This is a genomic window from Vulcanococcus limneticus LL (assembly GCF_943369875.1).
Taxonomy (GTDB): domain Bacteria; phylum Cyanobacteriota; class Cyanobacteriia; order PCC-6307; family Cyanobiaceae; genus Vulcanococcus; species Vulcanococcus limneticus_A.
Genome location: NZ_CALROT020000005.1, coordinates 36,347 through 61,891, shown reverse-complemented (window position 1 = coordinate 61,891; position 25,545 = coordinate 36,347). Strand labels below are relative to the sequence as shown.

General features: G+C 71.1%; 29 protein-coding genes. 15 read left to right on the top strand and 14 right to left on the bottom strand.

The window, feature by feature from the left end; genetic code table 11:
* Positions 1–10 precede the first annotated feature (10 nt).
* The gene (locus ACLV7J_RS07375; RefSeq protein WP_411868454.1) at positions 11–1,081 is read left to right on the top strand and encodes an AI-2E family transporter; all 1,071 of its coding nucleotides are present in this window, start codon (positions 11–13) and stop codon (positions 1,079–1,081) included.
* An 11-nt stretch (positions 1,082–1,092) separates the two neighbouring features.
* Here ACLV7J_RS07375 and cysC read toward each other — a convergent pair whose 3' ends face one another.
* From cysC to ACLV7J_RS07360, 3 genes are read right to left on the bottom strand one after another with little or no spacing between them, the layout of a single operon-like run.
* Positions 1,093–1,749, bottom strand: a complete 657-nt coding sequence (cysC, locus tag ACLV7J_RS07370) for an adenylyl-sulfate kinase (protein ID WP_411868453.1) — start codon at positions 1,747–1,749, stop codon at positions 1,093–1,095.
* A 59-nt stretch (positions 1,750–1,808) separates the two neighbouring features.
* The gene (locus ACLV7J_RS07365; RefSeq protein WP_411868452.1) at positions 1,809–2,207 is read right to left on the bottom strand and encodes a diacylglycerol kinase; all 399 of its coding nucleotides are present in this window, start codon (positions 2,205–2,207) and stop codon (positions 1,809–1,811) included.
* 28 nt (positions 2,208–2,235) lie between these two features.
* Positions 2,236–2,574 carry a translation initiation factor gene (locus tag ACLV7J_RS07360; RefSeq protein ID WP_411868451.1) on the bottom strand — a complete coding sequence of 113 codons (339 nt, stop codon included), beginning with the start codon at positions 2,572–2,574 and terminating at the stop codon, positions 2,236–2,238.
* A 114-nt stretch (positions 2,575–2,688) separates the two neighbouring features.
* Here ACLV7J_RS07360 and ACLV7J_RS07355 point away from each other — a divergent pair, with 114 nt between their 5' ends.
* Both ACLV7J_RS07355 and trpB read left to right on the top strand, forming a co-directional pair.
* Positions 2,689–2,934, top strand: a complete 246-nt coding sequence (locus ACLV7J_RS07355; protein WP_411868450.1) for a hypothetical protein — start codon at positions 2,689–2,691, stop codon at positions 2,932–2,934.
* Positions 2,935–2,979: 45 nt separating this feature from the next.
* Positions 2,980–4,251, top strand: coding sequence for a tryptophan synthase subunit beta (gene trpB / locus ACLV7J_RS07350; RefSeq protein WP_411868449.1), 1,272 nt, complete (start codon positions 2,980–2,982; stop codon positions 4,249–4,251).
* 49 nt (positions 4,252–4,300) lie between these two features.
* Here the strand turns inward: trpB and ACLV7J_RS07345 are convergent, their stop codons facing one another.
* Entirely contained in the window at positions 4,301–5,311 is a 1,011-nt protein-coding gene (locus tag ACLV7J_RS07345) for an HrcA family transcriptional regulator (protein ID WP_411868448.1), read from the bottom strand.
* A 108-nt stretch (positions 5,312–5,419) separates the two neighbouring features.
* Complete coding sequence (locus tag ACLV7J_RS07340; protein ID WP_411868447.1) at positions 5,420–5,764, bottom strand: rhodanese-like domain-containing protein; 345 nt, start codon at positions 5,762–5,764, stop codon at positions 5,420–5,422.
* A gap of 155 nt (positions 5,765–5,919) precedes the next feature.
* Between ACLV7J_RS07340 and ACLV7J_RS07335 the strand changes: the two genes are divergently transcribed.
* The 10 genes from ACLV7J_RS07335 to ACLV7J_RS07290 all read left to right on the top strand — a co-directional run bounded on the left by ACLV7J_RS07335 (position 5,920) and on the right by ACLV7J_RS07290 (position 14,427).
* Positions 5,920–7,782 (top strand): DUF3352 domain-containing protein, encoded by a 1,863-nt coding sequence (locus ACLV7J_RS07335; RefSeq protein ID WP_411868446.1) that lies wholly within the window; start codon positions 5,920–5,922, stop codon positions 7,780–7,782.
* Entirely contained in the window at positions 7,760–8,332 is a 573-nt protein-coding gene (locus ACLV7J_RS07330; RefSeq protein ID WP_411868445.1) for a SixA phosphatase family protein, read from the top strand. Before ACLV7J_RS07335 ends, ACLV7J_RS07330 begins: the two co-directional genes overlap by 23 nt.
* A 59-nt stretch (positions 8,333–8,391) precedes the next feature.
* Positions 8,392–9,552 carry a citrate synthase gene (locus ACLV7J_RS07325; protein ID WP_411868444.1) on the top strand — a complete coding sequence of 387 codons (1,161 nt, stop codon included), beginning with the start codon at positions 8,392–8,394 and terminating at the stop codon, positions 9,550–9,552.
* A gap of 210 nt (positions 9,553–9,762) precedes the next feature.
* Positions 9,763–10,881, top strand: coding sequence for an NADH-quinone oxidoreductase subunit NuoH (gene nuoH, locus ACLV7J_RS07320; RefSeq protein WP_411868591.1), 1,119 nt, complete (start codon positions 9,763–9,765; stop codon positions 10,879–10,881).
* Between the two features lie 75 nt (positions 10,882–10,956).
* Positions 10,957–11,571: an NAD(P)H-quinone oxidoreductase subunit I gene (ndhI, locus tag ACLV7J_RS07315; protein ID WP_411868443.1), complete on the top strand. Its 615-nt coding sequence runs from the start codon at positions 10,957–10,959 to the stop codon at positions 11,569–11,571.
* Positions 11,571–12,212 carry an NADH-quinone oxidoreductase subunit J gene (locus ACLV7J_RS07310; protein ID WP_411868442.1) on the top strand — a complete coding sequence of 214 codons (642 nt, stop codon included), beginning with the start codon at positions 11,571–11,573 and terminating at the stop codon, positions 12,210–12,212. The genes ndhI and ACLV7J_RS07310 overlap by 1 nt, the downstream gene beginning before the upstream one ends.
* Positions 12,212–12,541: an NADH-quinone oxidoreductase subunit NuoK gene (nuoK, locus tag ACLV7J_RS07305; RefSeq protein WP_411868441.1), complete on the top strand. Its 330-nt coding sequence runs from the start codon at positions 12,212–12,214 to the stop codon at positions 12,539–12,541. The genes ACLV7J_RS07310 and nuoK overlap by 1 nt, the downstream gene beginning before the upstream one ends.
* A gap of 67 nt (positions 12,542–12,608) precedes the next feature.
* Positions 12,609–13,520 carry an NAD(+) kinase gene (locus tag ACLV7J_RS07300; protein WP_411868440.1) on the top strand — a complete coding sequence of 304 codons (912 nt, stop codon included), beginning with the start codon at positions 12,609–12,611 and terminating at the stop codon, positions 13,518–13,520.
* A 13-nt stretch (positions 13,521–13,533) separates the two neighbouring features.
* Positions 13,534–14,142, top strand: coding sequence for a CYTH domain-containing protein (locus tag ACLV7J_RS07295; protein ID WP_411868439.1), 609 nt, complete (start codon positions 13,534–13,536; stop codon positions 14,140–14,142).
* 99 nt (positions 14,143–14,241) lie between these two features.
* Entirely contained in the window at positions 14,242–14,427 is a 186-nt protein-coding gene (locus tag ACLV7J_RS07290; protein ID WP_411868438.1) for a hypothetical protein, read from the top strand.
* Positions 14,428–14,432: 5 nt separating this feature from the next.
* Here the strand turns inward: ACLV7J_RS07290 and ACLV7J_RS07285 are convergent, their stop codons facing one another.
* Positions 14,433–14,708: a LuxR C-terminal-related transcriptional regulator gene (locus ACLV7J_RS07285; protein WP_255127404.1), complete on the bottom strand. Its 276-nt coding sequence runs from the start codon at positions 14,706–14,708 to the stop codon at positions 14,433–14,435.
* Between the two features lie 138 nt (positions 14,709–14,846).
* On the opposite strand from ACLV7J_RS07285, the gene ACLV7J_RS07280 reads away from it, so the two are divergent.
* Positions 14,847–15,740: a methylenetetrahydrofolate reductase gene (locus ACLV7J_RS07280; RefSeq protein ID WP_411868437.1), complete on the top strand. Its 894-nt coding sequence runs from the start codon at positions 14,847–14,849 to the stop codon at positions 15,738–15,740.
* A gap of 45 nt (positions 15,741–15,785) precedes the next feature.
* Here ACLV7J_RS07280 and ACLV7J_RS07275 read toward each other — a convergent pair whose 3' ends face one another.
* The 6 genes from ACLV7J_RS07275 to ACLV7J_RS07250 all read right to left on the bottom strand — a co-directional run bounded on the left by ACLV7J_RS07275 (position 15,786) and on the right by ACLV7J_RS07250 (position 23,128).
* On the bottom strand, positions 15,786–16,973 hold the full coding sequence (locus ACLV7J_RS07275; protein WP_411868436.1) for a sugar phosphate nucleotidyltransferase: 1,188 nt from the start codon (positions 16,971–16,973) through the stop codon (positions 15,786–15,788).
* Between the two features lie 55 nt (positions 16,974–17,028).
* Positions 17,029–17,904 carry a segregation/condensation protein A gene (locus tag ACLV7J_RS07270; RefSeq protein WP_411868435.1) on the bottom strand — a complete coding sequence of 292 codons (876 nt, stop codon included), beginning with the start codon at positions 17,902–17,904 and terminating at the stop codon, positions 17,029–17,031.
* 64 nt (positions 17,905–17,968) lie between these two features.
* The gene (locus tag ACLV7J_RS07265; protein WP_411868434.1) at positions 17,969–18,334 is read right to left on the bottom strand and encodes a lipopolysaccharide assembly protein LapA domain-containing protein; all 366 of its coding nucleotides are present in this window, start codon (positions 18,332–18,334) and stop codon (positions 17,969–17,971) included.
* A 104-nt stretch (positions 18,335–18,438) separates the two neighbouring features.
* Entirely contained in the window at positions 18,439–20,100 is a 1,662-nt protein-coding gene (locus ACLV7J_RS07260; RefSeq protein WP_411868590.1) for an NAD(P)H-quinone oxidoreductase subunit 4, read from the bottom strand.
* 175 nt (positions 20,101–20,275) lie between these two features.
* Positions 20,276–22,294, bottom strand: coding sequence for an NAD(P)H-quinone oxidoreductase subunit 5 (locus ACLV7J_RS07255; protein WP_411868433.1), 2,019 nt, complete (start codon positions 22,292–22,294; stop codon positions 20,276–20,278).
* 96 nt (positions 22,295–22,390) lie between these two features.
* Complete coding sequence (locus ACLV7J_RS07250; RefSeq protein WP_411868432.1) at positions 22,391–23,128, bottom strand: NnrU family protein; 738 nt, start codon at positions 23,126–23,128, stop codon at positions 22,391–22,393.
* A gap of 86 nt (positions 23,129–23,214) precedes the next feature.
* On the opposite strand from ACLV7J_RS07250, the gene ACLV7J_RS07245 reads away from it, so the two are divergent.
* The gene (locus ACLV7J_RS07245) at positions 23,215–24,219 is read left to right on the top strand and encodes a LysR family transcriptional regulator (protein WP_411868431.1); all 1,005 of its coding nucleotides are present in this window, start codon (positions 23,215–23,217) and stop codon (positions 24,217–24,219) included.
* Between the two features lie 28 nt (positions 24,220–24,247).
* Here ACLV7J_RS07245 and ACLV7J_RS07240 read toward each other — a convergent pair whose 3' ends face one another.
* Both ACLV7J_RS07240 and ACLV7J_RS07235 read right to left on the bottom strand, forming a co-directional pair.
* Positions 24,248–24,955 (bottom strand): DUF3172 domain-containing protein, encoded by a 708-nt coding sequence (locus ACLV7J_RS07240; RefSeq protein WP_411868430.1) that lies wholly within the window; start codon positions 24,953–24,955, stop codon positions 24,248–24,250.
* Positions 24,952–25,299: an NAD(P)H-quinone oxidoreductase subunit M gene (locus tag ACLV7J_RS07235; protein ID WP_411868429.1), complete on the bottom strand. Its 348-nt coding sequence runs from the start codon at positions 25,297–25,299 to the stop codon at positions 24,952–24,954. Before ACLV7J_RS07235 ends, ACLV7J_RS07240 begins: the two co-directional genes overlap by 4 nt.
* Positions 25,300–25,545 lie beyond the last annotated feature (246 nt).

Sequence of the window (25,545 nt, the reverse complement as noted above, 5' to 3'; positions counted from 1 at the left end):
ACGGCGGACCATGCTCGAACGCCTGGTGCTCCCCCCCTGGCTGCGGCTGAGCCTGGCGCTGCCGCTGCTGGTGCTCAACCTCTGGGTGCTGCGCCAGCTGCTGCTGCCCCTGGCGCCCTTCCCGGCCCTGTTCCTGGGGGCGGCCCTGATCGCCTTCCTGCTCGATCTGCCCACCCGCTGGCTGGTGGGCCGCGGCCTGCCCCGCAGCCTGGCGGTGCTGCTGGTGGTGGGCCTGGGGATGGGGCTGCTGGTGCTGGCGGGCCTGTGGCTGGTGCCGCGGCTGGTGCAGCAGCTCGGCGAGCTGATCAACGCCCTGCCCTCCTGGCTGGCGGAGGGGCAGCAGTGGCTGGATCGTCTTGAGCAGTGGGCCACCCAGCGGGGTCTGCCCACCGAGATCGGCGACCTCAGCAGCAGCCTGCTCACCCGCGCCAGTCAGGTGGCCAGCCAGGTGAGCCAGCGCCTGCTGGGCCTGCTGGGGGCCACGGTGGGGATCACGGTCAACACCGTGATCGTGCTGGTGCTGGCGATCTTCCTGCTGCTGGGCGGCGAGTCGATCGTGGCGGGCCTGGCCCGCTGGCTTCCCGACCAGTGGCGCGGGCTGATCCTCTCGACCCTCGGGCGCACCTTCCGCGGCTACTTCGCCGGCCAGGTGCTGCTGGCCCTGATCCTCAGCGGCGCCCAGATGGTGGTGTTCACGCTGCTGGGCATCCCCTACGGGGTGCTCTTTGCCGTGCTGATCGGCTTCACCACCCTGGTGCCCTACGCCAGCGCCCTCACGATCGTGCTGGTGAGCCTGCTGCTGGCCCTGGAGGAGCCGCGCACCGGTCTGGAGGTGCTGGCTGCGGCCATCAGCGTGGGCCAGGTGGTGGACCAGGTGATCCAGCCCCGGCTGATGGGCAGCATCGTGGGCCTGCAGCCGGCCTGGCTGCTGGTGTGCCTGCCGATCGGCGCCCGCTTCGGCAGCCTGATGGGCCTGGGCGACCTGCTGGGCCTGTTGCTGGCGGTGCCGGTGGCCAGCTGCCTCAAGACCCTGCTCGACGAGCTGGCCCGCCGTTGGGAGCTGCCGGCAGCGGGCCGCTAGGGCGCCGCCGCTCAGCCCTCGCCGGCGGCGGGCACCACCCCCTGGGCCTCCAGGTAGCTCAGCACCTGGGCCACGCAGTCATCCAGGTTCTGGCTGCCCGTATCGATCCGCAGTTCGGGCTGCTCGGGGGCCTCGTAGGGGCTGGAGATGCCGGTGAAGTCCTTGATCTCACCGGCGCGGGCCTTGGCGTAGAGCCCCTTGGTGTCGCGGTGCTCGCACACGTCGAGATCGGCGGCGCAGTGGACCTCGATGAAGTCGCCCGCCTCCACCAGGGCCCGGGCCCGCTCCCGGTCGGAGCGGAACGGCGACACGAAGGCGGTGAGCACCACCACGCCCGCATCCAGGAACAGCTTGGCCACCTCGCCGATGCGGCGGATGTTCTCCTCCCGGTCGGCGTCGGAGAAGCCCAGGTCCTTGCAGAGGCCGTGGCGCACGTTGTCGCCGTCGAGCACATAGCAGGCCAGACCCTGCTCGAACAGGGCCGAGTTCACGGCGTTGGCCAGGGTGCTCTTGCCGGCGCCGCTCAGGCCGGTGAACCAGAGGATGGCGCTGCGGTGCCCGCGCTGGTGGGCCCTGGCCTGGCGCGTCACGGTGGAGTGGTGCCAGACGATGTTGGTGGAGGCGCCCTGGTTGGTGAGTTCGCCGTAGGGGACCGAGGGGGCGGCCATCGCGTTCTGGTGTGGGCAGGGATGGGCCCAGTATCGTCCGCTGCCCGTGGGAGCCCGCCTCAGCTCCGGCCGGAGAGCAGCAGTCGCCAGGCCTCCAGGGCCATCACGCCCACCCAGGCCAGGATGCACAGGCTGACGCCGGCCGCGGCGATGTCCTTGGTGGCGCCGATCTGCGGTGCCCGTTCCGGCTGGACGTAGTCACACAGCTCTTCGATGGCGGTGTTCAGCAGCTCGGCTGCCAGCACCAGGGCCGTGGCCAGCAACAGCAGGCCGAAGTCCACCCAGGCGCGCTGGGCGAAGGCCACCGCCAGCAGCACCACGGACAACACGAGCTTGTAGGCCACGGCCGTGTCGCGCATGGCCAGGCGCAGCCCATGCAGGGCCACGCGGCATTTGCGCAGGGGGGAGTAGGGCCGAGGCTGGTTCACGGGCATCGGCCCATGCTGCCGCAGGGCCACGGCCTCCGCCCCAACGGGATGCCCGCTTCTACCCCCCGGCCTGCTTCGGCCGGTAGCCGGCCTTCTCCAGCGCCGCCAGGGCCGGCGCCACCTGGTCGCCCTGCAGTTCGATCACCCCATCCTTCACGGTGCCGCCGGTCCCGGCGGCGGCCTTGAGCTGCTTGAGCAGGGCCTTGAGCTCCGCCTCGGGGGCCTCCAGGCCGGTGATGGCGGTCACGAGCTTGCCGCCCTTGCCGGCCTTGGTGCGCTGGACCCGCACCCGCTGCTGGCCCCGCGGGGTGGCTGCGTTGGCCCCGCCGCCAGGGCCGGCCGGGGCCCGCTGCAGGCTCTCCGGTCTGCTGAATTCCTGCCAACTGCCCTTGGCCATCGCCCGTTGCTCCGCTACACCACTTCAGCGCAGAGGCCGCTCTGCCAGCGGTCCACTCCAGCACCCCAGAACCCCTGACAGCCGTCCGCCCGGGCCTCGCCCCAGGCTCCCGCCATGGATCTGCCTCCCCTCCAGTTCGAGATGGTGCGCCTGGGACTCAAGGGTGAGCCGGCCCAGCAGCTCTGCCGGCCGGCGCCGGAGCGGGAGGAGAGCCTGGGGGCGTCCTTCAGCGGCAGCCCGCCCTGCCGCGACGAGGCCTCGCGCCTCCGCATCGACATGCCGCCCGGCTGGCCGGTGACGCCCCCGCCACCGCCTCCCCAGCCCTCCAGAGCCGCCCGCCCGGCCCCCCAGCCCCGGTGAGCCCCTGCCCGCTTCCTACGCTGGCGGCATCTCGCTCCGCCGCCGGTGACCAGCACCGTTCCCCCTGTGTCCTCCGCCAGCGGCGTTGATCCCGCTGCCCTGGAGCTCTCGGCCCGCCCCAACAGCCTGGGCCGCTACGGCCAGTTCGGCGGCCAGTACGTGCCTGAAACCCTGATCCCGGCCCTGGCGGAGCTGGAGCGGGCGGCCGCCGAGGCCTGGGCGGATTCCGCCTTCACCGAGCGGCTCAACCACCTGCTCAAGAACTACGTGGGCCGGCCCAGCCCCCTGTATGAGGCGGAGCGGCTCACGGAGCACTACCGCCGCCCCGAGGGCGGTCCGCGCATCTGGCTGAAGCGCGAGGACCTCAACCACACCGGCGCCCACAAGATCAACAACGCCCTGGGCCAGGCGCTGCTGGCCCTGCGCATGGGCAAGAAGCGGATCATCGCCGAGACCGGCGCCGGCCAGCACGGCGTGGCCACCGCCACCGTGTGCGCCCGCTTCGGCCTGGAGTGTGTGGTCTACATGGGTGCCGAGGACATGCGCCGCCAGGCCCTCAACGTGTTCCGCATGCGGCTGCTGGGGGCCCGGGTGCAGCCCGTGACCGCCGGCACCGCCACCCTCAAGGACGCCACCAGCGAGGCCATCCGCGACTGGGTGACCAACGTGGAGACCACCCACTACATCCTCGGCTCGGTGGCCGGGCCCCACCCCTTCCCGATGCTGGTGCGCGACTTCCACGCCGTGATCGGCGAGGAGGCCAGGCAGCAGTGCCAGGAGGCCTTCGGCCGCCTGCCGGACGTGCTGGTGGCCTGCGTGGGCGGCGGCTCCAACGCCATGGGCCTGTTCCACCCCTTCGTGCAGGACACCGCCGTGCGTCTGGTCGGGGTGGAGGCCGCCGGCGATGGCGTGGCCAGCGGCCGCCATGCCGCCACGATCACCGAGGGCCGGGTGGGGGTGCTGCACGGTGCCATGAGCCTGCTGCTGCAGGACGAGGAGGGCCAGGTGCAGGAGGCCCACTCGATCAGCGCCGGCCTCGACTATCCGGGGGTCGGCCCCGAGCACAGCTACCTCAAGACCATCGGCCGGGCGGAATACGGCGCCGTGACCGATGCCGAGGCCCTGGATGCCCTGCAGCTGCTCTGCCGCCTGGAGGGGATCATCCCGGCCCTGGAGACGGCCCACGCCTTCGCCTGGCTGGAGAAGCTCTGCCCCACCCTGGCCCCCGGCACCGAGGTGGTGGTGAACCTCTCCGGCCGCGGCGACAAGGACGTCAACACCGTGGCCGACAGGCTCGGGGACCAGCTGACGGGCTGAGGCGGCGGGCCCCGCTCGGGCCGGAGCCGTTCGGCCCGGGCGGCTCCGCTCAGGTCAGCAGCCGCTCCAGCACCGTGGCCACGGAGCGCACCGCCGAGCGGGCCGTGGCATAGGCCATGCGCATCGGCCCCACCAGGGCCACCTGGCCCACCCCGCCACTGCCCGTGCTGTAGCTCGACTGCACCACGGCGCAGCAGCGCAGCGCCGGGTGGGGATGCTCGGCGCCGATCCACACCCCGCCCAGGTCGGCGGCGCCCCGGGCCTGCAGGAGTTGCTGGGGGTCTTCCTCCACCAGCTGCAGCAGCGGCCGCAGGCTCTCGGTGCGGCTGAATTCCGGCTGGCGCAGCAGGCCCCCCAGCCCCAGGGCCACGGCGCCCCCCAGGTCCAGGGGCCGGAGCTGCCGGTGGCTCTCGAGCCCCTGGCGCAGCAGCTCGCCGCTGCCGCGCAGCTGGGGCGGCAGGCTGCCCCAGTCGATGGCGCTGCCCCCAGCCCCGGGACCGCCCTCCAGCTGGCCGGCCGCCCAGCGCTCCAGCGCCGGCAGCTCGCCGCTGATGCCGGCGGGCAGGCGTAGGTTGAGACTGCTGGTGGTGGCGCTGTCCTCCACCAGAAACACCAGCAGCCGGTCGCCGCTGGGCACCAGCCGCAGGGCCTGCAGGTCCGGAGCCTGGCGCTGGGGGCGGGTGATCAGGCTCAGCAGACCCGTGAGGTCCGCCAGGCGGCGGGCCAGGTGCAGCAGCAGGTCGTCGAGGGCGGCCCACTGCAGGCTCAGGCCCGTGAGTTCCCGCTCCAGCTGGCTGGCCGCGGCGCCGGGGGCCGGCAGCAGGCAGTCCACGTAGTGGCGATAGCCCTGCTGGCTCGGCACCCGGCCGGCGGAGGTGTGGGGCTGGGTGAGCAGACCCTTCTGCTCCAGGGCCCCCATGGCCGAGCGCACGGTGGCGGGGCTGGCCTCCAGCCCGAAGCGCTTCACCAGGGTCTGGCTGCCCACGGGCTCGGTGGTGTCCACGTAGTGGCGCACCGTGGCCTGCAGCACCTGCTGTTGGCGGCGGGGCAGGGGTTGCACGGGGCGCTGCCTCTCGGGGTGGGGTGGATCGTAGGGGCTGCGGACGGTGGCTGCTATTCGGCCCCCAGGCGCGGGGGCTTCCGTGGCGCGCCCTTCAGCAGCGCGACCTCAGTAGCGGGGCACGGCGGGATCCACCTCCACGCTCCAGGCGTCGATGCCGCCGTGCAGGTTCCACACCCGTTCGTAGCCCTGGGTCTCCATCAGCCAGCTGCCGAACTGCCAGCTGCGCACACCCGCATGGCAGAGCACCACCAGGTCTTGCTCCCGATCCAGCAGGCTGTCGAGCCGGTCCAGCCACTCGGCCGAGCGGCTCAGGGGCAGGTGAATCACGGGCAGGGTCAGGGCCGCCAGCTCCAGCTCGGCGTCCTCGCGCACATCCACCAGCTGGAGCGGCTCGCCGGCCTCCAGGCGGCGGTGCAGGTCGCTGGCGCGCAGGCTGGTGGGGGTGGGCATCGCGGGGGAGGGGGAATCGGCGCGGGGGCGGGCGCCGCGGCGTCGGGCGCATCGCCCCATGCTGGCGACTGCAACGTTGGGCTGGCTGGAGGGCGCGCTGGCGTGCCAAAGCCCGGGGCCATGCATAAAGATGACGTCGTTGCTGCGTGCGTCGCATGAAGGCCCGCCCCTTCCTGGCGGCCGTCCTGACGGCAGCCCTGGTGCTGCTGGGGCTGGGGGCCGGGGCCTGGTGGCTGATCCTGGAACGCAGCCCGCTGGCCCTGCAGCACCGGCCCCTGGCCCTGCCCCTGGCGGCCCGCTTCGTGCCGCGCAGCGCCCCGCTCACCCTGCACTGGCTGGTGGGCCCCGAGGCGGCGGGCTCCTATGCCCGGGCCGTTGCCCCGCCGCGCCAGCGCCGTGCCGCCGCGGCGGCCGTCGATCGCCTGCGCGATGGGGCCTTTGCCGCCGCCGGCCTCGACTACGCCAGTGAGCTCTCCCCCTGGCTCGGCGGCGAGGTGAGCCTGGCCCTGCTCACCCCCCCGGATCAGGCCGGCGAGCCCGGCTGGGTGCTGGCCCTGCGCAGCCGCGACAACGAGGGCGCCCGCCGCTTCCTGCAGCGCTTCTGGCAGACCCGCAGCCTGGCCGGCACCGACCTGCAGGTCAGCCGCTACCGGGGCATGGGCCTGATCAGCGGCCGCGGTGCCCTGGTGGGCCAGAGCCCCCGCCCCCTGGCCACGGCCCTGATCCACGACGATCTGGTGCTGATCGCCTCTGGCCGCGGCGTGCTCGAGCAGGCCCTGGACGTGTCGCAGATCGACGAGCTCAACCAGGCCGCCAGCCCGCCGCTGCGGCAGGCCGTGGCGCGGCTCGGCCAGGGCGTGGCCCTGCTCACCGCCCGGCCCGCGGCCCTGGAGCGCTGGCTGGGCCTGCCGGCCGACCCCCAGCTGGCCTCCCCCGCCAGTGAACTGGTGGCGGCCCTCTCCCCCTCTGCTCGGGGCCTGGCGGTGGATGCCCTGGTGCAGCTGAGGGCCCCCCTGGCCCGCCGGCCGCTGGTCGGTGGCGAGGCCCTGCTGCACCAGCTGAACGGCCCGGTCGCCAGCCTGGCCCTGTTGCAGGATCCGGCGGCCCTGCTGGGGGCGGCCGCGTCCACGCCGGCCTCTGCTGCTGACTCCCCCGCCTTGGCGGCGGCGGCCGAGGCTCAGCCGCTGCAGCCGATTCAGGCGGGCGAATCCGTTCCGCCGGCGGAGGAGGTCCCGTCGGGCGCGAAGACGGCGGATCCCGTTGCGGTTGCTGCGGAGGATCCCAGCCCCGCCCCTGCGCCCACCAGGTCAGCGCCTGCCACGCGCGAACCCACAGCCCCGTCCGAGCCCACTGCCATCGCCCCCGACCCCTGGCGCACCCTGCTCGGCCCCGCGCTGGCCCGGGCCCTGGCGGCGGAGGCCGGCCCGCTGCCGGCTCTCGTGGCCGGCGCCGATCGGGGGCCGCTGCTCTGGGCCCGCCAGGAGGACGGCTGGCTGCTGGGCACCCGCGCCGACAACCCCGCCCCCGAGGCCCTGCAGGCCGATCTGACGCGCCAGGGCTTCTCGGCCGCCCCCCTGACCCTCAAGGGCCAAACACTGGAGGCCTGGACGCAGCTGGAATCCCGGCCGGTGCGCGGCAACCCCGACCAGCTCCAGGCCCGCCTGGCCGGGGCCCGCAGTCCCCAGGGTGACCTGGCCTGGTGGGGCCAGGGGCTGGCGGTGCTCGGCCAGCAGCGCGACGGCCATGGCCAGCCCCGCCGTCGCCTCGACCAGCTGCAGGCGCTCGGCACGCCCCAGGCCCCCGTGCAGTGGGCGATGGATGGGGCCACGGCCCGCGGCCTGCTGGCCCGCTGGCAGCCCTGGCGTCTGCTGGCCACCCTGGCGTCCACGCCCCTGACCGAGCAGCTGGAGGGGGCGGCCCTGAGCCTGGACGCCGACGCTCCCGCCGCGGGGGCCCCCGCGGCTGGAGCCTCACCCCGCGGTGCCCTGCGGCTCCATGCCCTGCTGGAGCTGGGCTGAGGTGGCCAGGGCCCATCGCCGCGAACTGCTGCTGCTGCGCCACGGCATCGCCGAAGAGCGCCGCGAGGGCCTCGATGACGGCTCCCGCCCACTGACGGATGCCGGCCGGGCGCGCACGGCCCTGGTGCTGCAGCGTCTGCTGGAGCTGGATCTGCGGGCCGAGGTGCTGCTGAGCAGCCCGTTGGTGCGGGCCCGCCAGACCGCCGAGCTGGCCCGGGACGCGGGCCTGGCCGCTGACCTGGAGCTGGAGGCGGGCCTGGCCCCGGAGGCCGATCCCGAGCCGCTGCTGCTGCGCTGGCTGGGGCCGGCCTCGCCGCGGCCCGGCTGGAGCCGGCTGGCGCTGGTGGGCCACGAACCCGACCTCAGCCGTCTGGCGGCCTGGCTGATCGGCGTGCCCCCGGCCCAGGCCGAGGGGCGGCTGCGGCTGAAGAAGGCCGGCGCCCTGCTGCTGGAGCTCCCCGCCGAGGGTGGGCTGGCGGAGCAGGCCCTGGCCGGATCGGCGCGGCTGCTGTTGCTGCTCAGCCCGAAGACCTTGCTGGCTGGTCGGTAGCGCTACCCAGTGGGCCCCGCCGCTGGCCTTAGGTTGCCCACTGCAGCAGGAGGAGCGGCATGGTGGCAGAGGCAGGCATCCAGGCGGCCGCGGCGCTCTATCGCCCCGGGCTGGAGGGCGTTCCGGCCACCCAGTCGGCGGTGTGCGACATCGACGGCCAGCAGGGGATCCTCAGCTATCGCGGCTACCGGGTGGAGGACCTGGCCTCCCAGAGCACCTTCCTGGAGACCACCTATCTGCTGATCTGGGGCGAACTCCCCGATGCGGATCAGCTGGCGGCCTTCGAGGAGGAGGTGCAGATGCACCGGCGGGTGAGCTTCCGCATCCGCGACATGATGAAGAGCTTCCCCTCCCAGGGGCACCCGATGGACGCGCTGCAGGCCAGCGCCGCCTCCCTGGGACTCTTCTATTCGCGCCGCGCCCTCGATAACCCCGAATACATCTACGGGGCGGTGGTGCGTCTGATCGCCAAGATCCCCACGATGGTGGCGGCGTTCCAGCTGATCCGTAAAGGCCAGGATCCGATCCAGCCCCGCGACGACCTGGCCTACGCCTCCAACTTCCTCTACATGCTCACCGAGCGGGAGCCGGACCCCCTGGCGGCCCGCATCTTCGATGCCTGCCTGATCCTGCACGCCGAGCACAGCCTCAACGCCAGCACCTTCAGCGCCCGCGTCACCGCCAGCACCCTCACCGACCCCTACGCCGTGGTGGCCTCGGCCGTGGGCACCCTGGCCGGACCCCTGCACGGCGGTGCCAACGAGGACGTGCTGACGATGCTCGAGGAGATCGGCAGCGAGGACCAGGTGGTGCCCTGGCTGGATCGGGCCATCGCCGAGAAGCGCAAGATCATGGGCTTCGGCCACCGGGAATACAAGGTGAAGGACCCCAGGGCCGTGATCCTGCAGAAGCTGGCCGAGCAGCTGTTCGACGCCTTCGGTCACGACCCCCTCTACGACCTGGCCCGCCAACTGGAAGCCGCCGCCGCCGAGCGGCTCGGTCCCAAGGGCATCTACCCCAACGTGGATTTCTATTCCGGCCTGGTGTATCGCAAGCTCGGCATCCCCGAAGACCTGTTCACGCCGATCTTTGCCATCGCCCGCACCGCCGGCTGGCTGGCCCACTGGAAGGAGCAGCTCGGCGCCAACCGCATCTTCCGGCCCACGCAGATCTACACCGGCTATCCGGCCCGCGAGCTGACGCCGATCGAGGCCCGCTGACAGGCCCGCTGGCCCGCCCACGGATCCAGCCCACTGACCAGCTCCCTGATCCAGCTCCCTGACGCGTCCACGGCCCTGCGGCCTCCCACCGACCCGTCTGCCGCTGCGGCCGCCTAAGTTGCCCCCATCCCAGTCAGTCCCCCTGCAGCCACCCGCATGCTGACCGCCCCAGCCAGCGCCATGGCCGCCGCCCTGCAGGCCCCCGCCCTGGTGACGCCCGGCCTCGACCTGGAGTCCAGCTTCACCGACGTGCTCCAGGGCTTCGGCCTCAGCCCCGCCGCTGCCCACCTGGTGTGGCTGCCCCTGCCGATGCTGCTGGTGCTGGTGGCGGCGGTGGTGGGCGTACTCGTCACCGTGTGGCTCGAGCGCAAGATCTCGGCCGCCGTGCAGCAGCGCATCGGCCCGGAATACGCCGGTGCCCTGGGGATCCTGCAGCCCCTGGCCGATGGCCTCAAGCTGCTGTTCAAGGAGGACATCATCCCGGCCCGGGCCGACGGCCTGCTGTTCACCCTCGGTCCCGTGCTGGTGGTGGTGCCGGTGATCCTGAGCTGGCTGGTGGTGCCCTTCGGCCAGCACCTGCTGATCAGCAACGTGGGCGTGGGGATCTTCCTGTGGATCTCCCTCAGCAGCATTCAGCCCATCGGCCTGCTGATGGCCGGCTACGCCTCCAACAACAAATATTCCCTGCTGGGGGGCCTGCGCGCGGCGGCCCAGTCGATCTCCTACGAGATCCCCCTGGCCCTGGCGGTGCTGGCGGTGGTGTTGATGAGCAACTCGCTCAGCACCGTCGACATCGTCGATCAGCAGAACGGCGCCGGCATCCTCAGCTGGAACATCTGGCGCCAGCCGGTGGGCTTCGTGATCTTCTGGATCTGTGCCCTGGCTGAATGCGAGCGCCTGCCGTTCGACCTGCCGGAGGCCGAGGAGGAGCTGGTGGCCGGCTACCAGACCGAGTACGCGGGCATGAAGTTCGCTCTCTTCTACCTGGGCAGCTACATCAACCTGGTGCTCTCGGCCCTGCTGGTGTCGGTGCTCTATCTGGGGGGCTGGGGCTTCCCCATCCCGGTGGAGTGGCTGGCGGGCGCCCTGGGCCAGTCGGTGGATGCGCCGCTGGTGCAGGTGATCACGGCCTCGGTGGGCATCGTGATGACCGTGCTCAAGGCCTACCTCCTGGTGTTCTTCGCGATCCTGCTGCGCTGGACGGTGCCCCGGGTGCGGATCGACCAGCTGCTGGATCTGGGCTGGAAGTTCCTGCTGCCGATCGCCCTGGTGAACCTGCTGGTGACCGCCGGCCTCAAGCTCGCCTTCCCCGCCTTCTTCGGCGGCTGATCCCCAGACCCCGCTCCGGCCGGCCCATCATGGGGCCGGCACCCCAGATTCACCGCCCTTCATCCCGCCAAGTCCATGTTCGGGTTCCTCAAGAAAGTCGGCGACTACACCCGCGATGCGGTGAGTGCGGCCAATTACCTGAGCCAGGGTCTGGCGGTGACCTTCGATCACCTGCGCCGCCGGCCGATCACGGTTCAGTACCCCTACGAGAAGCTGATCCCCTCGGAGCGCTACCGCGGCCGCATCCACTACGAGTTCGACAAGTGCATCGCCTGTGAGGTGTGTGTGCGCGTCTGCCCCATCAACCTGCCGGTGGTGGACTGGGTGATGAACAAGGCCACCAAGAAGAAGGAGCTGCGCAATTACTCGATCGATTTCGGGGTGTGCATCTTCTGCGGCAACTGCGTGGAGTACTGCCCCACCAACTGCCTGTCGATGACGGAGGAGTACGAGCTCTCCACCTTCGATCGCCACAACCTCAACTACGACAACATCGCCCTGGGCCGCCTGCCCACCAGCGTCACCAGCGACCCGGCGGTGTTTGCCCTGCGTGAGCTGGCCTACCTGCCCAAGGGTGAGATGGATCCCCACGGAGTGGATCCCAGCCGCCCCCGGGCCGGCAGACTGCCCGAGCAGGTGCTCGAAACCCTGCCCAAGCCTGAGGCCGCCGCCAGCGGAGACCAAGCCTGATGACCATCGCCTCCTCCACCCAGTTCCTCTGCTTCGCGGCCCTCTCGGCGGCCGTGGCGATCGGAGCCCTGGGCGTGGTGTTGCTGCCCAACATCGTCTATTCCGCCTTCCTGCTGGGGGGCGTGTTCCTCTCGGTGGCAGGCCTCTACCTGCTGCTCAACGCCAGCTTCGTGGCCGCCGCCCAGGTGCTCGTCTACGTGGGCGCGGTGAACGTGCTGATCCTGTTCGCGATCATGCTCGTGAACAAGAAGGAGACGATGGCCGTCATCCCGGGGCTGGCCCTGCGCCGGGTGCTCTCGGGGGCCGTCTGCGCCGGCCTGTTCGTTCTGCTGCTGCGGGTGGCCTTCACCACCCCCTGGGCCACCCCCGGCCCCGAGCCGCTGGGCGATGAGGCCACGATCCGGATCGGCGAGCACCTGTTCTCCGACTACCTGCTGCCCTTCGAGCTGGCCTCGGTGCTGCTGCTGATGGCGATGATCGGCGCCATTGTGCTGGCCCGCCGCGATGTGCTCTCCGCCGACATCGTGACCGGTGAACCCGCCGACCAGGGACTGATCGAGAAATCGCGCACGCCGCTGCTGCTCGAGACCCCCGCCTCAGCGGCACCCGCCGCGCCCACCCCCGTCCTGGAGAAGCGCTGATGAGCCTCGAGCTGCCCACCACCGTGCCCCTGCAGGCCTACCTGGCCCTGGCGGCGGTCCTGTTCTGCACCGGCGTCTGGGGCCTGATCAACAGCCGCAACGCCGTGCGGGTGCTGATGAGCATCGAGCTGATGCTCAACGCCGTGAACATCAACCTGATGGCCTTCTCCAGCTACCTGGACGGCCAGCTGATCCGCGGCCAGGTGTTCGCCATCTTCGTGATCACCGTGGCCGCCGCCGAGGCCGCCGTGGGCCTGGCGATCCTGCTGTCCCTGTACCGGAACCGTGAAACGGTGGACATGGAGCGCTTCAACCTGCTGCGCTGGTAGGCAGGCTGGGGGCTGATCCGGTGTTGGCTGCCCCTGGGCAGCCGCCCCGGCCTGCCCCGCTCGATCCATGCAACTGCGGACCGTCTGGCTGATCCATCGCGCCGGCAGCCAGGCGGCCCTGCGCCAGGCCCGCCGCAGCGCCGAGCAGCTGCGCCAGCAGGGGACCCGGGTGGCCGTGGCGATGAGCGGCGCCAACGTGAACCCCTTTCCCGGCCTGCTGGCCCACGAGGGCGAGCCGCCGGATCTGGCGGTGGTGCTGGGCGGTGATGGCACCGTGCTCGGCGCCGCCCGCCACCTGGGCCCGCTGGGGGTGCCGATCCTCTGCTTCAACGTGGGCGGCCACTTCGGCTTCCTCACCCACGAGCGCAAGCTGATGCACACGGCCGAGCCGGCCGATTCGCCCGAGAACCTCTGGCATCGCCTGCGCGACGACCGCTTCGCCCTGGAGCGCCGCATGATGCTGGAGGCCCATGTGGACGACGGCGATGAGGTTCACCTCGCCCTCAACGACTTCTACCTGCGGCCGGGACAGGACGAGCTGTCGCCCACCTGCGTGCTGGAGCTGGAGATCGACGGCGAGGTGGTGGACCAGTACCGCGGCGACGGCCTGATCATTTCCACTCCCACGGGCTCCACCGGCTATTCGATGGCGGCCGGCGGCCCGATCCTGCATCCCGGCATCGACGCCATCGTGGTGAATCCGATCTGCCCGATGAGCCTCTCCAGCCGGCCCGTGGTGGTGCCGCCCCGCTCCCAGCTGGCCATCTGGCCCCTGGGCGAAGCCACCCGGCGGGTGCGGCTCTGGAAGGACGGCGCCCACGCCACGGACCTGGAGCCCGGCGAGCGCTGCATCGTGCAGCGCTCGCACCACCAGGCCCTGCTGGTGGTGCTGGAGCAGAGCCCCTCCTACTACCGCACCCTCACCCGCAAACTGCACTGGGCCGGCAACCTCACCGCCGGCGAGCCCTCCCCCAACTGAGCCGCACTCCGCGATGGCCCTGGAGATCGAACGACGCTTCCTGGTGGCCGGCGACGGCTGGCGCCTCCACGCGGGCCCCCCGCAGGCCCTGGCCCAGGGCTATCTGAGCGGGAGCGCCGAGGGCCTGACCCTGCGGGTGCGCCAGGCGGCGCCGCTCCCGGCCGGTGAGGGCGGGGCGTCGGCCGCCACGGAGGCGGTGGTTGCTGGGTATGGGGCCGGCCAGGCCTGGCTCACGCTCAAGCTGCCGGCGGCCGGCATCGCCCGCCATGAATTCGAGTATCCGATTCCGGCCCTTGATTCCGAGCAGCTGCTGACGCTCTGCCCCACGGCGCTGCGCAAGCGGCGCCATCAGCTCGATCTGCCCGGCGGCGACTGGGTGCTGGATGTGTTCGAGGGCCCCAACGCCCCGCTGGTGATCGCCGAGGTGGAGCTGGAGCACTCCGACAGTCCGGTGACGGTGCCGCCCTGGTGCGTGCGGGAACTCACCGGCGATGGCCGCTTCAGCAACGCCGCCCTGGCGCGGCAGCCCTTCGCCGGCTGGCCCGATGCCGATCGCGCGGCCGTGGAGCAGCTGCTGGCGGCGGGCACCGGCCCCGGGCGAGCAGCCGCGGCGGGCGCTTAGGATTCCACTGGAAACTTCCATTTCTCTTCAGGAATGGCGCCCTGGTCCCTGCCAGGACCTGGGCTGTCACGGGCTGCCGCGCCGTGGCCTGTCCCTCCCTTGTTCTCCCTGTCTGCCCCTGCCCGGATGATCGGCCTCTACGACCAGGACGGCGTGCTCCGCATCGCCGGCCGCGACCGGGACGACTGCCTCGCCTACGCCGAGTTCTTCGGCCTGGAGGCCGGCAGCTTCAGCCTGGCGGTGCTGCAGGGCGAGCTGGCCGATCCACGGCTGGCGGCGGCCTGAGGCCGTCAGCCCTGGCCGTTGGGCTGGGGCAGGCTGCAGCAGTTCACCCCGTCGCGGCAGATCTTGCCGTTGTCCAGGGCCCAGTTGAGCAGGGCCACGCGGTTCTTGGCGCCGGTCTTGGTGAACACGTTGCTCACGTGGTTGTCCACGGTGCGCTTGCTGATCATCAGCGCCTGGGCGATCTCCTGGTTGGTGAGGCCCTGGGCCACCAGCTCGATGATCTCCAGCTCGCGCTCCGAGAGGGCGGAGCGGGGGTGTCCGAGGTCGCCCAGCTCTGACATCGCGGCTCCTGGAGCTGTGGCCCCACTGTATGCAGCGCGCCCGCCGCTGCGCCGTTCCGGCGGCGAACCGTCCAGGGCGTCACCGTCTAGGGCGTGACCGTGCTGGCCGATGATGGGCCGACTCGAAAGCACGGCATCTTGCGGCTGCAACAGGCATTGGAGGCGGGGCAGTTCGCCATCACCGCGGAGGTGATGCCCCCCCGCGGAGCCGACGTGTCCGCCCCCCTCGCCCATGCCCACCGGCTGCGGGGCCTGGTGCATGCCGTGAATGTGACCGACGGCAGCCGCGCCGTGATGCGGATGAGCAGCCTGGCCCTGTGCCGGCTGCTGCTGGAGGCCGGCATCGAGCCGGTGCTGCAGCTGGCCTGCCGCGACCGCAACCGCATCGCCCTGCAGGCCGACCTGCTGGGTGCCCACGCCCTCGGCATCCGCAACCTGCTCTGTCTCACCGGTGATCCGGTGCGCGCCGGCGATCAGCCCTCTGCCCGGCCGGTGAATGAGCTGGAGGCGGTGCGGCTGCTGCAACAGGTGACCGCCTTCAACCAGGGGCTCGATCCTGTGCAGGGGACCCTGCCCGATGGCCCCACCGACCTGTTCGCCGGCGCGGCGGCCGATCCCCACTGCCCCAGCTGGAGTGGCCTGCAGCGCCGCCTCGCCCGCAAGCAGGCCGCCGGCGCCCGCTTCCTCCAGACCCAGATGGTGATGGATGCCGAGCGCCTGCGCCGGTTTGTGGGCGAGCTGGCCGCCCCCCTGGGACTGCCGGTGCTGGCGGGGGTGTTTCTGCTCAAGTCGGCCAAGAACGCGGCCTTCATCAACCGGGTGGTGCCCGGCGCCTGCATCCCCCAGGCGGTGATCGATCGACTCGCCGCCGCCGCCAACCCCGCCGACGAGGGGATCAGCATCGCCGCCGAGCAGGTGGCGGCCTACGCCGGCATTGCCCAGGGGGTGCACCTGATGGCGGTGAAGGCGGAGGAGCGCATCCCGCTGATCCTCGAGCGCGCCGGGGTCGGGGCCGTGGGCGTGGCGGCCTGAGGCGGGCGAGCAGGCGCCCGGCAGGCCCCACGCGGCCCAGTCCGTTCAGCCGGCGGCGGAGCCGCTGATGGCCAGGTCGGTGCCGAGCAGTTCGGCCATCGCCTTCTGCTGGGGCGAGGGGGCCACCAGATCCTGGCGGCGCACGTCGGTGATCAGCCAGTCGAGGGCGGCTTCCTGCAGGTCGAAGTGGTCGCCGTTGCGGTCCACGCAGTAGCGGCCATACACGAGTTTTTCCACCAGCCGCACGCCGGGGCCGATGCGGGAGTAGTCGAAGATGATCGAGTTGTCGATCGTGGCGCCCTCACAGATGTGGCAGCTCGGGCCGATCATCGCCGGGCCGATGATCGTGGCGCCGTCCTCGATCTTGGTCATGCCGCCCACGTAGATCGGGCCCTGCACCTTGATCTTGTCCCAGTTGGCGGCCACGTTGAGGCCGGTGTAGATGCCGGGACGCACCTGCTTGCCGGGGATCTGCACCTGGCGCACCTGGCCATCCAGCACGCTGCGGATCGCCTGCCAGTAGTCAGGCACCTTGCCGATATCCACCCACTCGAATTCCATCGGCAGGGCGTAGAAGGGAGCCCCGGCCTCCACCAGGCGTGGGAACAGGTCCGAGCCGATGTCGAAGGGCACGCCCGTGGGGATGAAGTCGAGAACCTCGGGCTCGAAGATGTAGATGCCGGTGTTGATCATGTCGCTGGCGGCCTCATCCACCGCCGGCTTCTCCTGGAAGGAGCGCACCCGGCCGTCCGCGTCGGTCACGACCACGCCGTAGCTGCTCACCTGATCCCTGGGGACCCGCTTGGTGATCAGGCTGGCCATGGCGCCCTTCTCGCGGTGGCGCCGCACGGCTTCGGTGAGATCCAGGTCGATCAGGGCATCGCCGCAGAGCACCACGAAGGTGTCGTCGAAGAAGGGCTGGAAGTTCTGAATCTTCTTGATGCCACCGGCCGAGCCGACCGCCTCGCCGATCAGTTCGCCGTCCTCGATGCGGCCCTCAAAGCTGTAGGCGATCTCCACGCCAAAGCGCTGGCCATCGCGGAAGTAGTTCTCGATCTCCTCCGCCAGGTGCGACACGTTCACCATGATTTCGGTGAAGCCGTGCTCCCGCAGCAACTCCAGCAGAAACTCCATCACGGGCTTCTGCAGGATCGGGATCATCGGTTTGGGCGTGGTGTGCGTGATCGGACGCACCCGCGTTCCCTTGCCGGCGGCCAGGATCATCGCCTTCATCGGCGCTGTCTTCCGTGGTGAGAGGGTCTGGATGCAGAAACCCTAGTCAACGGCTCTAGGCCACCAGTGCCGGCCGAGCCGGCCCCGGAGCTGGCCCCGGGGCCGCTGCCAGGGCAGGCAGCGGCTCCTCGTCCGCCTCGGCCAGGCGTTTGAGGCGCAGCGGTCCGTAGAGCCCGCCGCTCTGCTCCAGGGCCACCTTGCCCTGGGAGCAGAGGAACAGCAGGGCCCAGAACACCCCCACCCGATCGCAGTCCAGGTCCGCTGGGGCCACGGCCGACCAGCCCTCCACCAGGGCGTCGAAGCCCAGCCAGTCGAGGCTGTCGGGGTGCTCCAGCAGGAAGCGACCGAGGGCGGCGGTGGTCTCCGGCAGCTTCTCGCGGTGGGCGAGGGCCGCCACCTGCTCGATCACGGCCCGGTCGCTGAAGCGCCGGCTGCGCTGGCGCTGGCGGGGCCGGGCCTCCTCCTGCTCCAGCCGCTCGGCGATCTCCTCCAGCTGGCGGATCAGTTCCCCCAGGGTCACCGGGCGCTGCAGGGGCGGCGGGGCCACCAGCCGCCGGCGCAGGTGCCGTTCGGGGCGGCTGGGCAGCTCGATCAGCTCGCCGCCGCCCCAGGCCGGCTCCAGCTCGTCGGGCTCGTCCTCCAGGGCCGCGTCCGGGGGAAAGGTGCGGGCCTCCAGCACCTCGGCCTTGAGGCTCACCAGCACCGAGGCCGCCAGGAAGGCCTCGCTGGTTTCGGCCAGGTCCTGCTCGTAGCTGCCGCCGCCGCCCGCTCCGTTGGCCACCACCAGCCGGGGCAGGCTGATGCGCTGGCGCAGCTGGTCGAGGAAGCCGTCCACGACGGCAATCACATCCACGTCCCAGGGATCGAGATCCCCCCGCAGGGCCGCGTCCTGCAGCAGGCGGATGGCCAGCCTGGCGCCCCCTTCCGACACGGGATTCCGCAGACTTCCTGCAAGCTACCGGCTGGATCGGATCTGGACCAGCCCCGGCCGGTGGTCAGCCGTTGCCGCTGGCCTGGGGGGCGGAGCTCTCACCGGCGGCCGGCAGCAGCCCCAGCTGGGCATCCACGGCGGCCCGGTAGCGCTGCACGTCCTCCTCCAGCTCGCGGATGCGCACCTGCTGGGCCTCCACGTCGCTGGAATTGTTCAGGGTCTCCACCTGCTTCACCACCCCGGTCCACACGGCGAAGACCCAGGCGGCCGTGGCCCCGATGCCGCCCACCAGCAGCAGCAGCACCGCCAGCGGCAGGGTGGTGGAGACGCCCGGCAGGAACTTCACCGTGGTGGCGGTGGTGTTCTCCAGGGTGAACATCACCATCGCCAGGCTGAAGCTGAAGATCAGCAGAAAGTTCAGCTGTCGCATCGCCGTTCAGGGAAGGGAAGGGACCGGGGCTCGCTCCGATCCGGGAGCGTACGGAGCCTGTCTGTGTTGCGCAAGCGCCGGTGGGAACGCGTCGGGATGGCTCCCTACGCCGCCGCCGGCACCAGGGCCGGGGCCTGCAGCAGCGCGGGCGGCAGCAGCTCGCCCAGGGGGGAGCGGCGGATCAGGCCGCCCGGCGGGTTGCCGACGGGCCGGTTCATGGCCGTGAGTTCCCGCTGCACCAGGGCCTCGATCGAGGCGCGGTAGCTGTCGGTCACCAGGCGGGGGTAGAGGCCGATGCCGATGATCGGCACCAGCAGGCAGCTGATCACGTAGATCTCGCGGGGCTCGGCATCCACCAGGTGGGTGTGGGAGGCCAGCTCGGCGTTCTCCTTGCCGAAGAAGATCTCCCGCAGCATCGAGAGCAGATAGATCGGCGTGAGGATCACCCCCACCGCCGCCAGCACGGCCATCACGATGCGGAAGCTGAGGGCATAGGCCTCGCTGGTGGCGAAGCCCACGAACACCATCAGCTCGCTCACGAAGCCGCTCATGCCCGGCAGGGCCAGTGAGGCCAGTGAGCAGATCGTCCAGAGGGCGAACATCTTGCGCATCTTCTGGCCCACGCCGCCCATCTCATCGAGCTGCAGGGTGTGGGTGCGGTCATAGGTGGCGCCCACCAGGAAGAAGAGCGAGGCGCCGATCAGACCGTGGCTCACCATCTGCAGCATCGCCCCACTGGTGCCCAGGGCGCTGAAGCTGCCGATGCCGATCAGCACGAAGCCCATGTGGCTGATCGAGCTGTAGGCGATCTTGCGCTTGAGGTTGCGCTGGGCGAAGGAGGTGAGCGCCGCGTAGATGATGTTCACGACCCCCAGCACCACCAGCAGCGGCGCGAACTGGGCGTGGGCCTCGGGCAGTAGCTGCACGTTGAAGCGCAGCAGGGCGTAGCCGCCCATCTTCAGCAGGATGCCCGCCAGCAGCATGTGCACCGGCGCCGTGGCCTCGCCGTGGGCATCCGGCAGCCAGGTGTGCAGCGGCACGATCGGCAGCTTCACCCCGAAGGCGATCAGCAGACCGGCGTAGGCCAGAAGCTGGAACTTGAGCGGGAACTCCTTGGCCATCAGGGCCGAGAACTCGAAGCTGGGCGTGCCGCCGCCGTAGAAGGCCATCGCCAGGGCCGCCAGCAGGATGAACACCGAGCCGCCGGCCGTGTAGAGGATGAACTTGGTGGCGGCGTACTGGCGCTTCTTGGCCCCCCAGATGGCGAGCAGCAGATACACCGGCAGCAGCTCCAGCTCCCAGGCCAGGAAGAACAGCAGCATGTCCTGCACGGCGAACACGGCGATCTGGCCGCCATCCATCGCCAGCAGCAGGAAGTAGAAGAGCCGCGGCTTGAAGCTCACGGGCCAGGCGGCCAGGGCCGCCAGCGAGGTGATGAAGCTGGTGAGCAGGATCAGCGGCATCGACAGGCCATCGGCCCCCACCGACCAGGCCAGCCCCAGGTTGGGCAGCCACTGCCAGCGCTCCACCAGCTGCAGGCCCTCGACGCTGGGGTCGTAGCCATTGAGGTAGCCGCCCACCGTGAGCAGGAAGGTGATCAGCGACACCCCCAGGGCGAACCAGCGCACCTGCTTGCCGTCGCCCTTGTCGGGCACGAAGGGGATCAGCAGGGCGGCGGCGATCGGGAAGAGGATCGAGGCGCTCAGCCAGGGAAAGGCGGCCGCCGATGCAGGGGCGGCTCCCGGGGCGGCGCTGGCGGCGGCCAGGCTCGCCCCAGCCGGGAACACCGCGAAGTCGAAGAACACAGACAGGCCCGATGGTCTGGCCGGAGTGTAGAAATGCCGGCCGGCCCGGACCTTGGCCGGTGGCCGATGTCACACAGAGCGTTGTGGCCAGGGGGCCGGGGGTTCGCAGTGCCGCTGCGGCGGTCGGAGCCGCCGCTCAGCCCAGGACGCCGAACAGCACCACCAGGGCGATCACGCCCCCGAACACGATCAGGGCATAGAACTGGGCCCGGCCGGTCTCGAAGTACTTGAGACCCTCGCCGCTGCCCAGGGTCACCAGGCCGGTGAGGTTCACCACGCCGTCCACCACCTTGGAATCCACCTCGAGCACCTGGCGGGCCAGCTTGCGGCTGCCCTGCACGAACAGCTTCTCGTTGATGGCATCCAGATACCACTTGTTGGCCAGGAAGGCGTTGACGGCGGGGAAGCGACCCGCCACGGCCGTGGCCAGATCCAGCTTGTGCAGGGCGTAGGCCAGCACCGCCACGCCGATGCCCAGCAGCGAGATGCCCACCGAGGCGCCGGCCAGGGGCAGGAACTCGCCCCAGCTGAAGTGCTCCGCCGCCTCGGCGGCCTCGCGGGGATCGAGCAGGGTGGCGAAGCGGCTGTTCCAGGGGGTGCCCAGCAGGCCGATCAGCACCGAGGGCACGGCCAGCACCACCAGCGGTGACGCCATCTGCCAGCCCGACTCGTGGGGATGCTCGGCATGGGCGTGGCCATGGTCGTCGCCGTGGTCGCCGCTGCCGCTGCCCTTGCCGGCGGCGGCGAGCAGCTGGGCCTGCACGGCCTTGTCGTTGCCGCGGAAGCTGCCCTCGAAGGTGAGGAAGTAGAGGCGGAACATGTAGAAGGCCGTGAGGCCGGCAGTGGCGAAGCCGGCCACCCAGAGGAGCGGGAACTGGCCAAAGGCCACGCCGAGGATCTCGTCCTTGCTCCAGAAGCCGGCCAGGGGCGGGATGCCACTGATGGCCACGCAGCCGATGAAGAAGGTGGTGGCGGTTACAGGCATGTAGCGGCGCAGGCCGCCCATCAGGCGCATGTCCTGGGCGAGCACCGGCTCATGGCCCACCACCTCCTCCATGGCGTGGATCACCGAGCCCGAACCCAGGAACAGCATCGCCTTGAAGAAGGCGTGGGTCACCAGGTGGAACATTCCGGCCACCGGGGCGCCGCAGCCCATGGCCAGCATCATGTAGCCCAGCTGGCTCACGGTGCTGTAGGCCAGTCCCTTCTTGAGGTCCTGCTGGGTGAGGGCGATCGAGGCGCCCAGCACGAGGGTGATGGTGCCCACCACGGCGATCACCGTCTGCACCTCGGGGAAGGGCACGTACACCGGCTGCAGCCTGGCCACCAGGAACACGCCGGCGGCCACCATCGTGGCGGCGTGGATCAGGGCCGAGATCGGCGTGGGGCCCTCCATGGCGTCGGGCAGCCACACGTGCAGGGGGAACTGGGCCGACTTCGCCATCGGGCCCATGAACACCAGCAGGCAGAGCAGGATCGCCGCGCCGTTGCTGACGCTGCCGGCGGCCACGGCCTCCGTCAGCCGGGCGCCGATCTCCTCGAAGCCGAAGCTGCCGGTGGCCCAGAACAGGCCCAGGATCCCCAGCAGCAGGCCGAAGTCCCCCACCCGGTTCACCACGAAGGCCTTCTGGGCGGCATTGGCGGCGCCGTCGCGGTCGTACCAGAAGCCCACCAGCAGGTAGGAGCACATGCCCACCAGCTCCCAGAACACGTAGATCTCGAGCAGGTTCGGGCTGATCACCAGGCCCAGCATCGAGCTGCTGAACAGGGCCAGGTAGGTGAAGAAGCGCACATAGCCCTTGTCGTGGGCCATGTAGCCATCGGAATACACCATCACCAGCACGGCGATGGTGGTCACGAGCGACAGCATCACCGCCCCGAGGGCATCGACGCGGAAGCCCATCTGCAGGTTGAACGTGCCGGCGCTGGCCCAGTTGAACAGCACCTCCGTGGGGCCGGCCCCGGCCAGCTGGTCCGCCAGCACGGCGTAGCTGAGGACCGCCGCCGCCCCGACGCAGGTGATCAGCAGCAGGGCCACCGGCTTGCGCAGGCGGTTGATGGTGCGGTTGAAGCTGATCAGCCCCAGCCCCACGAGGCAGGCCCCCGCCAGGGGCAGGACCGGAATCAACCAGGCGAGTTCGGCGGCCGAGGGCATCCGGGGAGGAGGCAGTCCCCCGGAGTGTAGGCAGCCCTTCGGGGCGCTCTGGTTCCTGTGGCCGGCCTGTGACGCGCGCTCGGCCAGGCCGTGCCCTCAGCCCAGCCAGTGGGCCAGGCCGGTGCGCCCGAAGGCCGTGGCCCCCAGTCCGATGAAGCGGTGCGCCCACCAGAACACCCCCACGGCGATGGCGATGCCCAGCTGGGCCGGCCGCAGGAATTCCGAGGGCACCAGCTGCTGCCGCCCGTCCAGCACCGCCAGGAAGGGGATCACCGAGGTGCTGGCCTTGAGCTCCTCGAAGGCCGCCCCGAAGCGGTTGCGCAGGCGCCGGTCGCCGTTCCACACCGCGAACAGGTGGTGGCCGATCAGGCCGATGCAGGCCGCCACCATGAAGCTGCTGCCGATCCAGAGCAGGTGGGTGGCGCACCAGAGGATCTGGCCAATGGCCTGGGGGTGGCGGCTCACCCGGATGATGCCGGTGGCGTAGAGCCGCACCTGGGGCTTGAGCACCGCCGGAATCTCCAGCAGGTTGTAGGTGGCCGGGTAGAGGAACAGGAAGCTGATGGCCGTGCCGGTCCAGACCACCGGGATGATCCAGGGCTGGTCCTGCAGGTTCCAGAGGCGAATCCCGTCGTAGCGGTGGGCCAGGAAGTAGCCGATCACCACCACGGCCGAGGGGATGCTGACGCCGGCGAACAGCAGCCGCCAGGCCCGTTCGCCGATGCGTTCGACTCCCCAGGCCCGCAGCGAGGCGCCGCCGCTGTGCACCAGGGCGAAGGCCAGCAGCAGGCCCAGCATCACCAGGCTGCTGTGGTGCAGGTGCGGGTCGGCCATGACGGGATGCGGGGCCCGTGATTCTGGCGACACGGCATCCGTGCCTACAGTTCTGATCTCCAGACGGTGCAGCCCCAACGGGATCCATGGCCGATCTGCCGTTCACCCTCGACCAGCTGCGCATCCTGCGGGCCATCGCCAGCGAGGGCAGCTTCAAGAAGGCTGCCGACAGCCTCTACGTCACCCAGCCGGCGGTGAGCCTGCAGATCCAGAACCTGGAGAAGCAGCTGAGCGTGTCGCTGTTCGACCGCGGCGGCCGCAAGGCCCAGCTCACCGAGGCCGGCCACCTGCTGCTCAGCTACTGCGACCGGATCCTCAGCCAGTGCCAGGAGGCCTGCCGGGCCCTGGAGGATCTCCACAACCTGCGCGGCGGCTCCCTGATCGTGGGCGCCAGCCAGACCACCGGCACCTACCTGATGCCGCGCATGATCGGCCTGTTCCGCCAGAAGTATCCGGACGTGGCGGTGCAGCTGCAGGTGCACAGCACCCGCCGCACGGGCTGGAGCGTGGCTAACGGCCAGATCGATCTGGCGATCATCGGCGGCGAGCTGCCGGGGGACCTGAACGAGCTGCTGCAGGTGGTGCCCTACGCCAGCGACGAGCTGGCCCTGGTGCTGCCGGTGAAGCATCCCCTGGCCCGGCTGCCGGAACTCAGCAAGGACGACCTCTACCGGCTGGGCTTCGTCTGCCTGGATGCCCAGTCCACCACCCGCAAGATGGTGGACCAGCTGCTGGCCCGCTCCGGCCTGGACGTGGGCCGGCTCAAGATCGAGATGGAGCTCAACTCCTTCGAGGCGATCAAGAACGCGGTGCAGAGCGGCCTGGGGGCGGCCTTCCTGCCGGTGGTGTCGATCGAGCGGGAACTGGCCGCCGGCAGCCTGCACCGGCCGGCCCTGGCGGACCTGTCGGTGCGGCGCCAGCTCAAGCTGATCACCCACCCGGCCCGCTACTGCTCCCGGGCCGCCGATGCCTTCCGGCGCGAGATCCTGCCGGTGTTCGCCAGCCCCGACAGCCCCCTGCGGCGGCCGCTGCAGCAGGCCGCCACAGCGGCTCCGGCCCCCGGCGGCGAGCCCGCCTCGGCGGGGGCCTGATCCGACCGGTTCTGAGCCGCCGCTGGCCTCAGAACTGGTCGGCTTCGGGGGTCACGCCCACGGTGTCGTCGGCCACGCCCTTGGTGAGGAACTTGTTCTCGCTGATGTCGGTCTGGTAGACGCAGCGCACGATCGGCTTGTCCTTCACCGAGCCCACGTAGGCGAAGGTGTTCATGCGCTGCTTGCACTGGCGCATTTGCTCGGCGGTCACGGCGCCCTCCTTCTGCAGCACGCTCCAGTTCTCGCGCCGGATCACGCAGCCCGGCTTGAGCTGGGGCTGGGTCACGAAGCTGCTGCTGGGGTTCATCGTGGTGTAGAGCTCCACGTCCATCACGAAGGCGCTGGCGCCCCATTGGCGGCAGAACTCCGGATCGGGCACGGCCATGTCCAGCTGCTGGGAGCTGGCGATGTTGCCCTGGTCGCCCTGGGTGGTGCTGGAGAGGGCGGTCCCGATGCCGATGCCCACCACCAGCACGCCGGCCAGCACGGCGATCGTGCCGATGTTGAACTGGAAGGGTCCGCCGCCGCCGGGGCCGCCCCCTCCGCCTGGCCCACCGCCCGGGCCGCCGCTGGCGGGCCTGCGACCGGTGTCCCGGGGGGCGTCGTAGCGGCTGTCGTAGTCGCGGCCGCTGGAGCGGCCGCCGCGGGCTGTGGCGTAGCGGTCGTTGGAGGGGGCGTCGTAGCGGCCCTCGCGGGGGGAGCGGCCGCCGTCGTCGCCGTAGCGGGAGCGGCTCATGCCGACTGGGGGGCCTGGGGCAGGCCCATCGAGTAGTTGAGGACCCGCGCGTCCGGGTTGTAGCGCAGCTCGCCGGCCTGGAGCAGCTGGCGCACGAAGCCCTCCAGCTCCGAGCCGATGCGCCGGACCGTGTAGTCGGTCAGGTCGGCGCCGGCCTGGGCGTCCACCAGCTCGCGAAAGCGGTCCTGCACCTTGGTGAGGGCGGCGGGGTCCCAGAGGAATTCGTTGTCCGGGTCCACGTCCAGGGTGAGCTGGCCGTCATCGGGCACCAGCTGGCCGTTCTCCACCCGCGCCGTGAACAGGCGGATGTGGCGGGTGGTGGACTTGATCAGGGTGTCGGCCATGGGGTCGGAAGTCTCACCGGGAGGGTGCCGGAGCGCGGCGGCGCCGGCGTTCGCCTGGGCTGGCGCGGCGGGCGGGCTCGGATGGGGCGTGAACCGACTTTAGGAACAGTGCGCCCCGCTCCGGTCCGGCGCCGCCGGTCTCCCCACGGCCTTCCGGTCCCGCCTCGGCCCAGGGGTGGCGATCCCCGCCCCTGGCCGGCCCTCTCGGCGGCGGGAGCGGGGCTCTTAAGGTTGTCGCTGGATTTC

Bases quoted from the DNA above. Each gene is read 5' to 3' on its own strand.
- ndhI (WP_411868443.1), top strand. From the start codon at position 10,957: ATGTTCGGGTTCCTCAAGAAAGTCGGCGACTACACCCGCGATGCGGTG.
- ACLV7J_RS07255 (WP_411868433.1), bottom strand. From the start codon at position 22,294: ATGCCCTCGGCCGCCGAACTCGCCTGGTTGATTCCGGTCCTGCCCCTG.
- ACLV7J_RS07330 (WP_411868445.1), top strand. From the start codon at position 7,760: ATGCCCTGCTGGAGCTGGGCTGAGGTGGCCAGGGCCCATCGCCGCGAA.
- ACLV7J_RS07360 (WP_411868451.1), bottom strand. From the start codon at position 2,574: ATGGCCAAGGGCAGTTGGCAGGAATTCAGCAGACCGGAGAGCCTGCAG.
- nuoK (WP_411868441.1), top strand. From the start codon at position 12,212: ATGAGCCTCGAGCTGCCCACCACCGTGCCCCTGCAGGCCTACCTGGCC.
- ACLV7J_RS07235 (WP_411868429.1), bottom strand. From the start codon at position 25,299: ATGGCCGACACCCTGATCAAGTCCACCACCCGCCACATCCGCCTGTTC.
- ACLV7J_RS07340 (WP_411868447.1), bottom strand. From the start codon at position 5,764: ATGCCCACCCCCACCAGCCTGCGCGCCAGCGACCTGCACCGCCGCCTG.
- ACLV7J_RS07375 (WP_411868454.1), top strand. From the start codon at position 11: ATGCTCGAACGCCTGGTGCTCCCCCCCTGGCTGCGGCTGAGCCTGGCG.
- ACLV7J_RS07300 (WP_411868440.1), top strand. From the start codon at position 12,609: ATGCAACTGCGGACCGTCTGGCTGATCCATCGCGCCGGCAGCCAGGCG.
- ACLV7J_RS07250 (WP_411868432.1), bottom strand. From the start codon at position 23,128: ATGGCCGACCCGCACCTGCACCACAGCAGCCTGGTGATGCTGGGCCTG.
- ACLV7J_RS07325 (WP_411868444.1), top strand. From the start codon at position 8,392: ATGGTGGCAGAGGCAGGCATCCAGGCGGCCGCGGCGCTCTATCGCCCC.
- ACLV7J_RS07295 (WP_411868439.1), top strand. From the start codon at position 13,534: ATGGCCCTGGAGATCGAACGACGCTTCCTGGTGGCCGGCGACGGCTGG.
- ACLV7J_RS07335 (WP_411868446.1), top strand. From the start codon at position 5,920: ATGAAGGCCCGCCCCTTCCTGGCGGCCGTCCTGACGGCAGCCCTGGTG.
- ACLV7J_RS07240 (WP_411868430.1), bottom strand. From the start codon at position 24,955: ATGAGCCGCTCCCGCTACGGCGACGACGGCGGCCGCTCCCCCCGCGAG.
- ACLV7J_RS07275 (WP_411868436.1), bottom strand. From the start codon at position 16,973: ATGAAGGCGATGATCCTGGCCGCCGGCAAGGGAACGCGGGTGCGTCCG.
- ACLV7J_RS07355 (WP_411868450.1), top strand. From the start codon at position 2,689: ATGGATCTGCCTCCCCTCCAGTTCGAGATGGTGCGCCTGGGACTCAAG.
- ACLV7J_RS07265 (WP_411868434.1), bottom strand. From the start codon at position 18,334: ATGCGACAGCTGAACTTTCTGCTGATCTTCAGCTTCAGCCTGGCGATG.
- ACLV7J_RS07245 (WP_411868431.1), top strand. From the start codon at position 23,215: ATGGCCGATCTGCCGTTCACCCTCGACCAGCTGCGCATCCTGCGGGCC.
- cysC (WP_411868453.1), bottom strand. From the start codon at position 1,749: ATGGCCGCCCCCTCGGTCCCCTACGGCGAACTCACCAACCAGGGCGCC.
- ACLV7J_RS07285 (WP_255127404.1), bottom strand. From the start codon at position 14,708: ATGTCAGAGCTGGGCGACCTCGGACACCCCCGCTCCGCCCTCTCGGAG.
- ACLV7J_RS07310 (WP_411868442.1), top strand. From the start codon at position 11,571: ATGACCATCGCCTCCTCCACCCAGTTCCTCTGCTTCGCGGCCCTCTCG.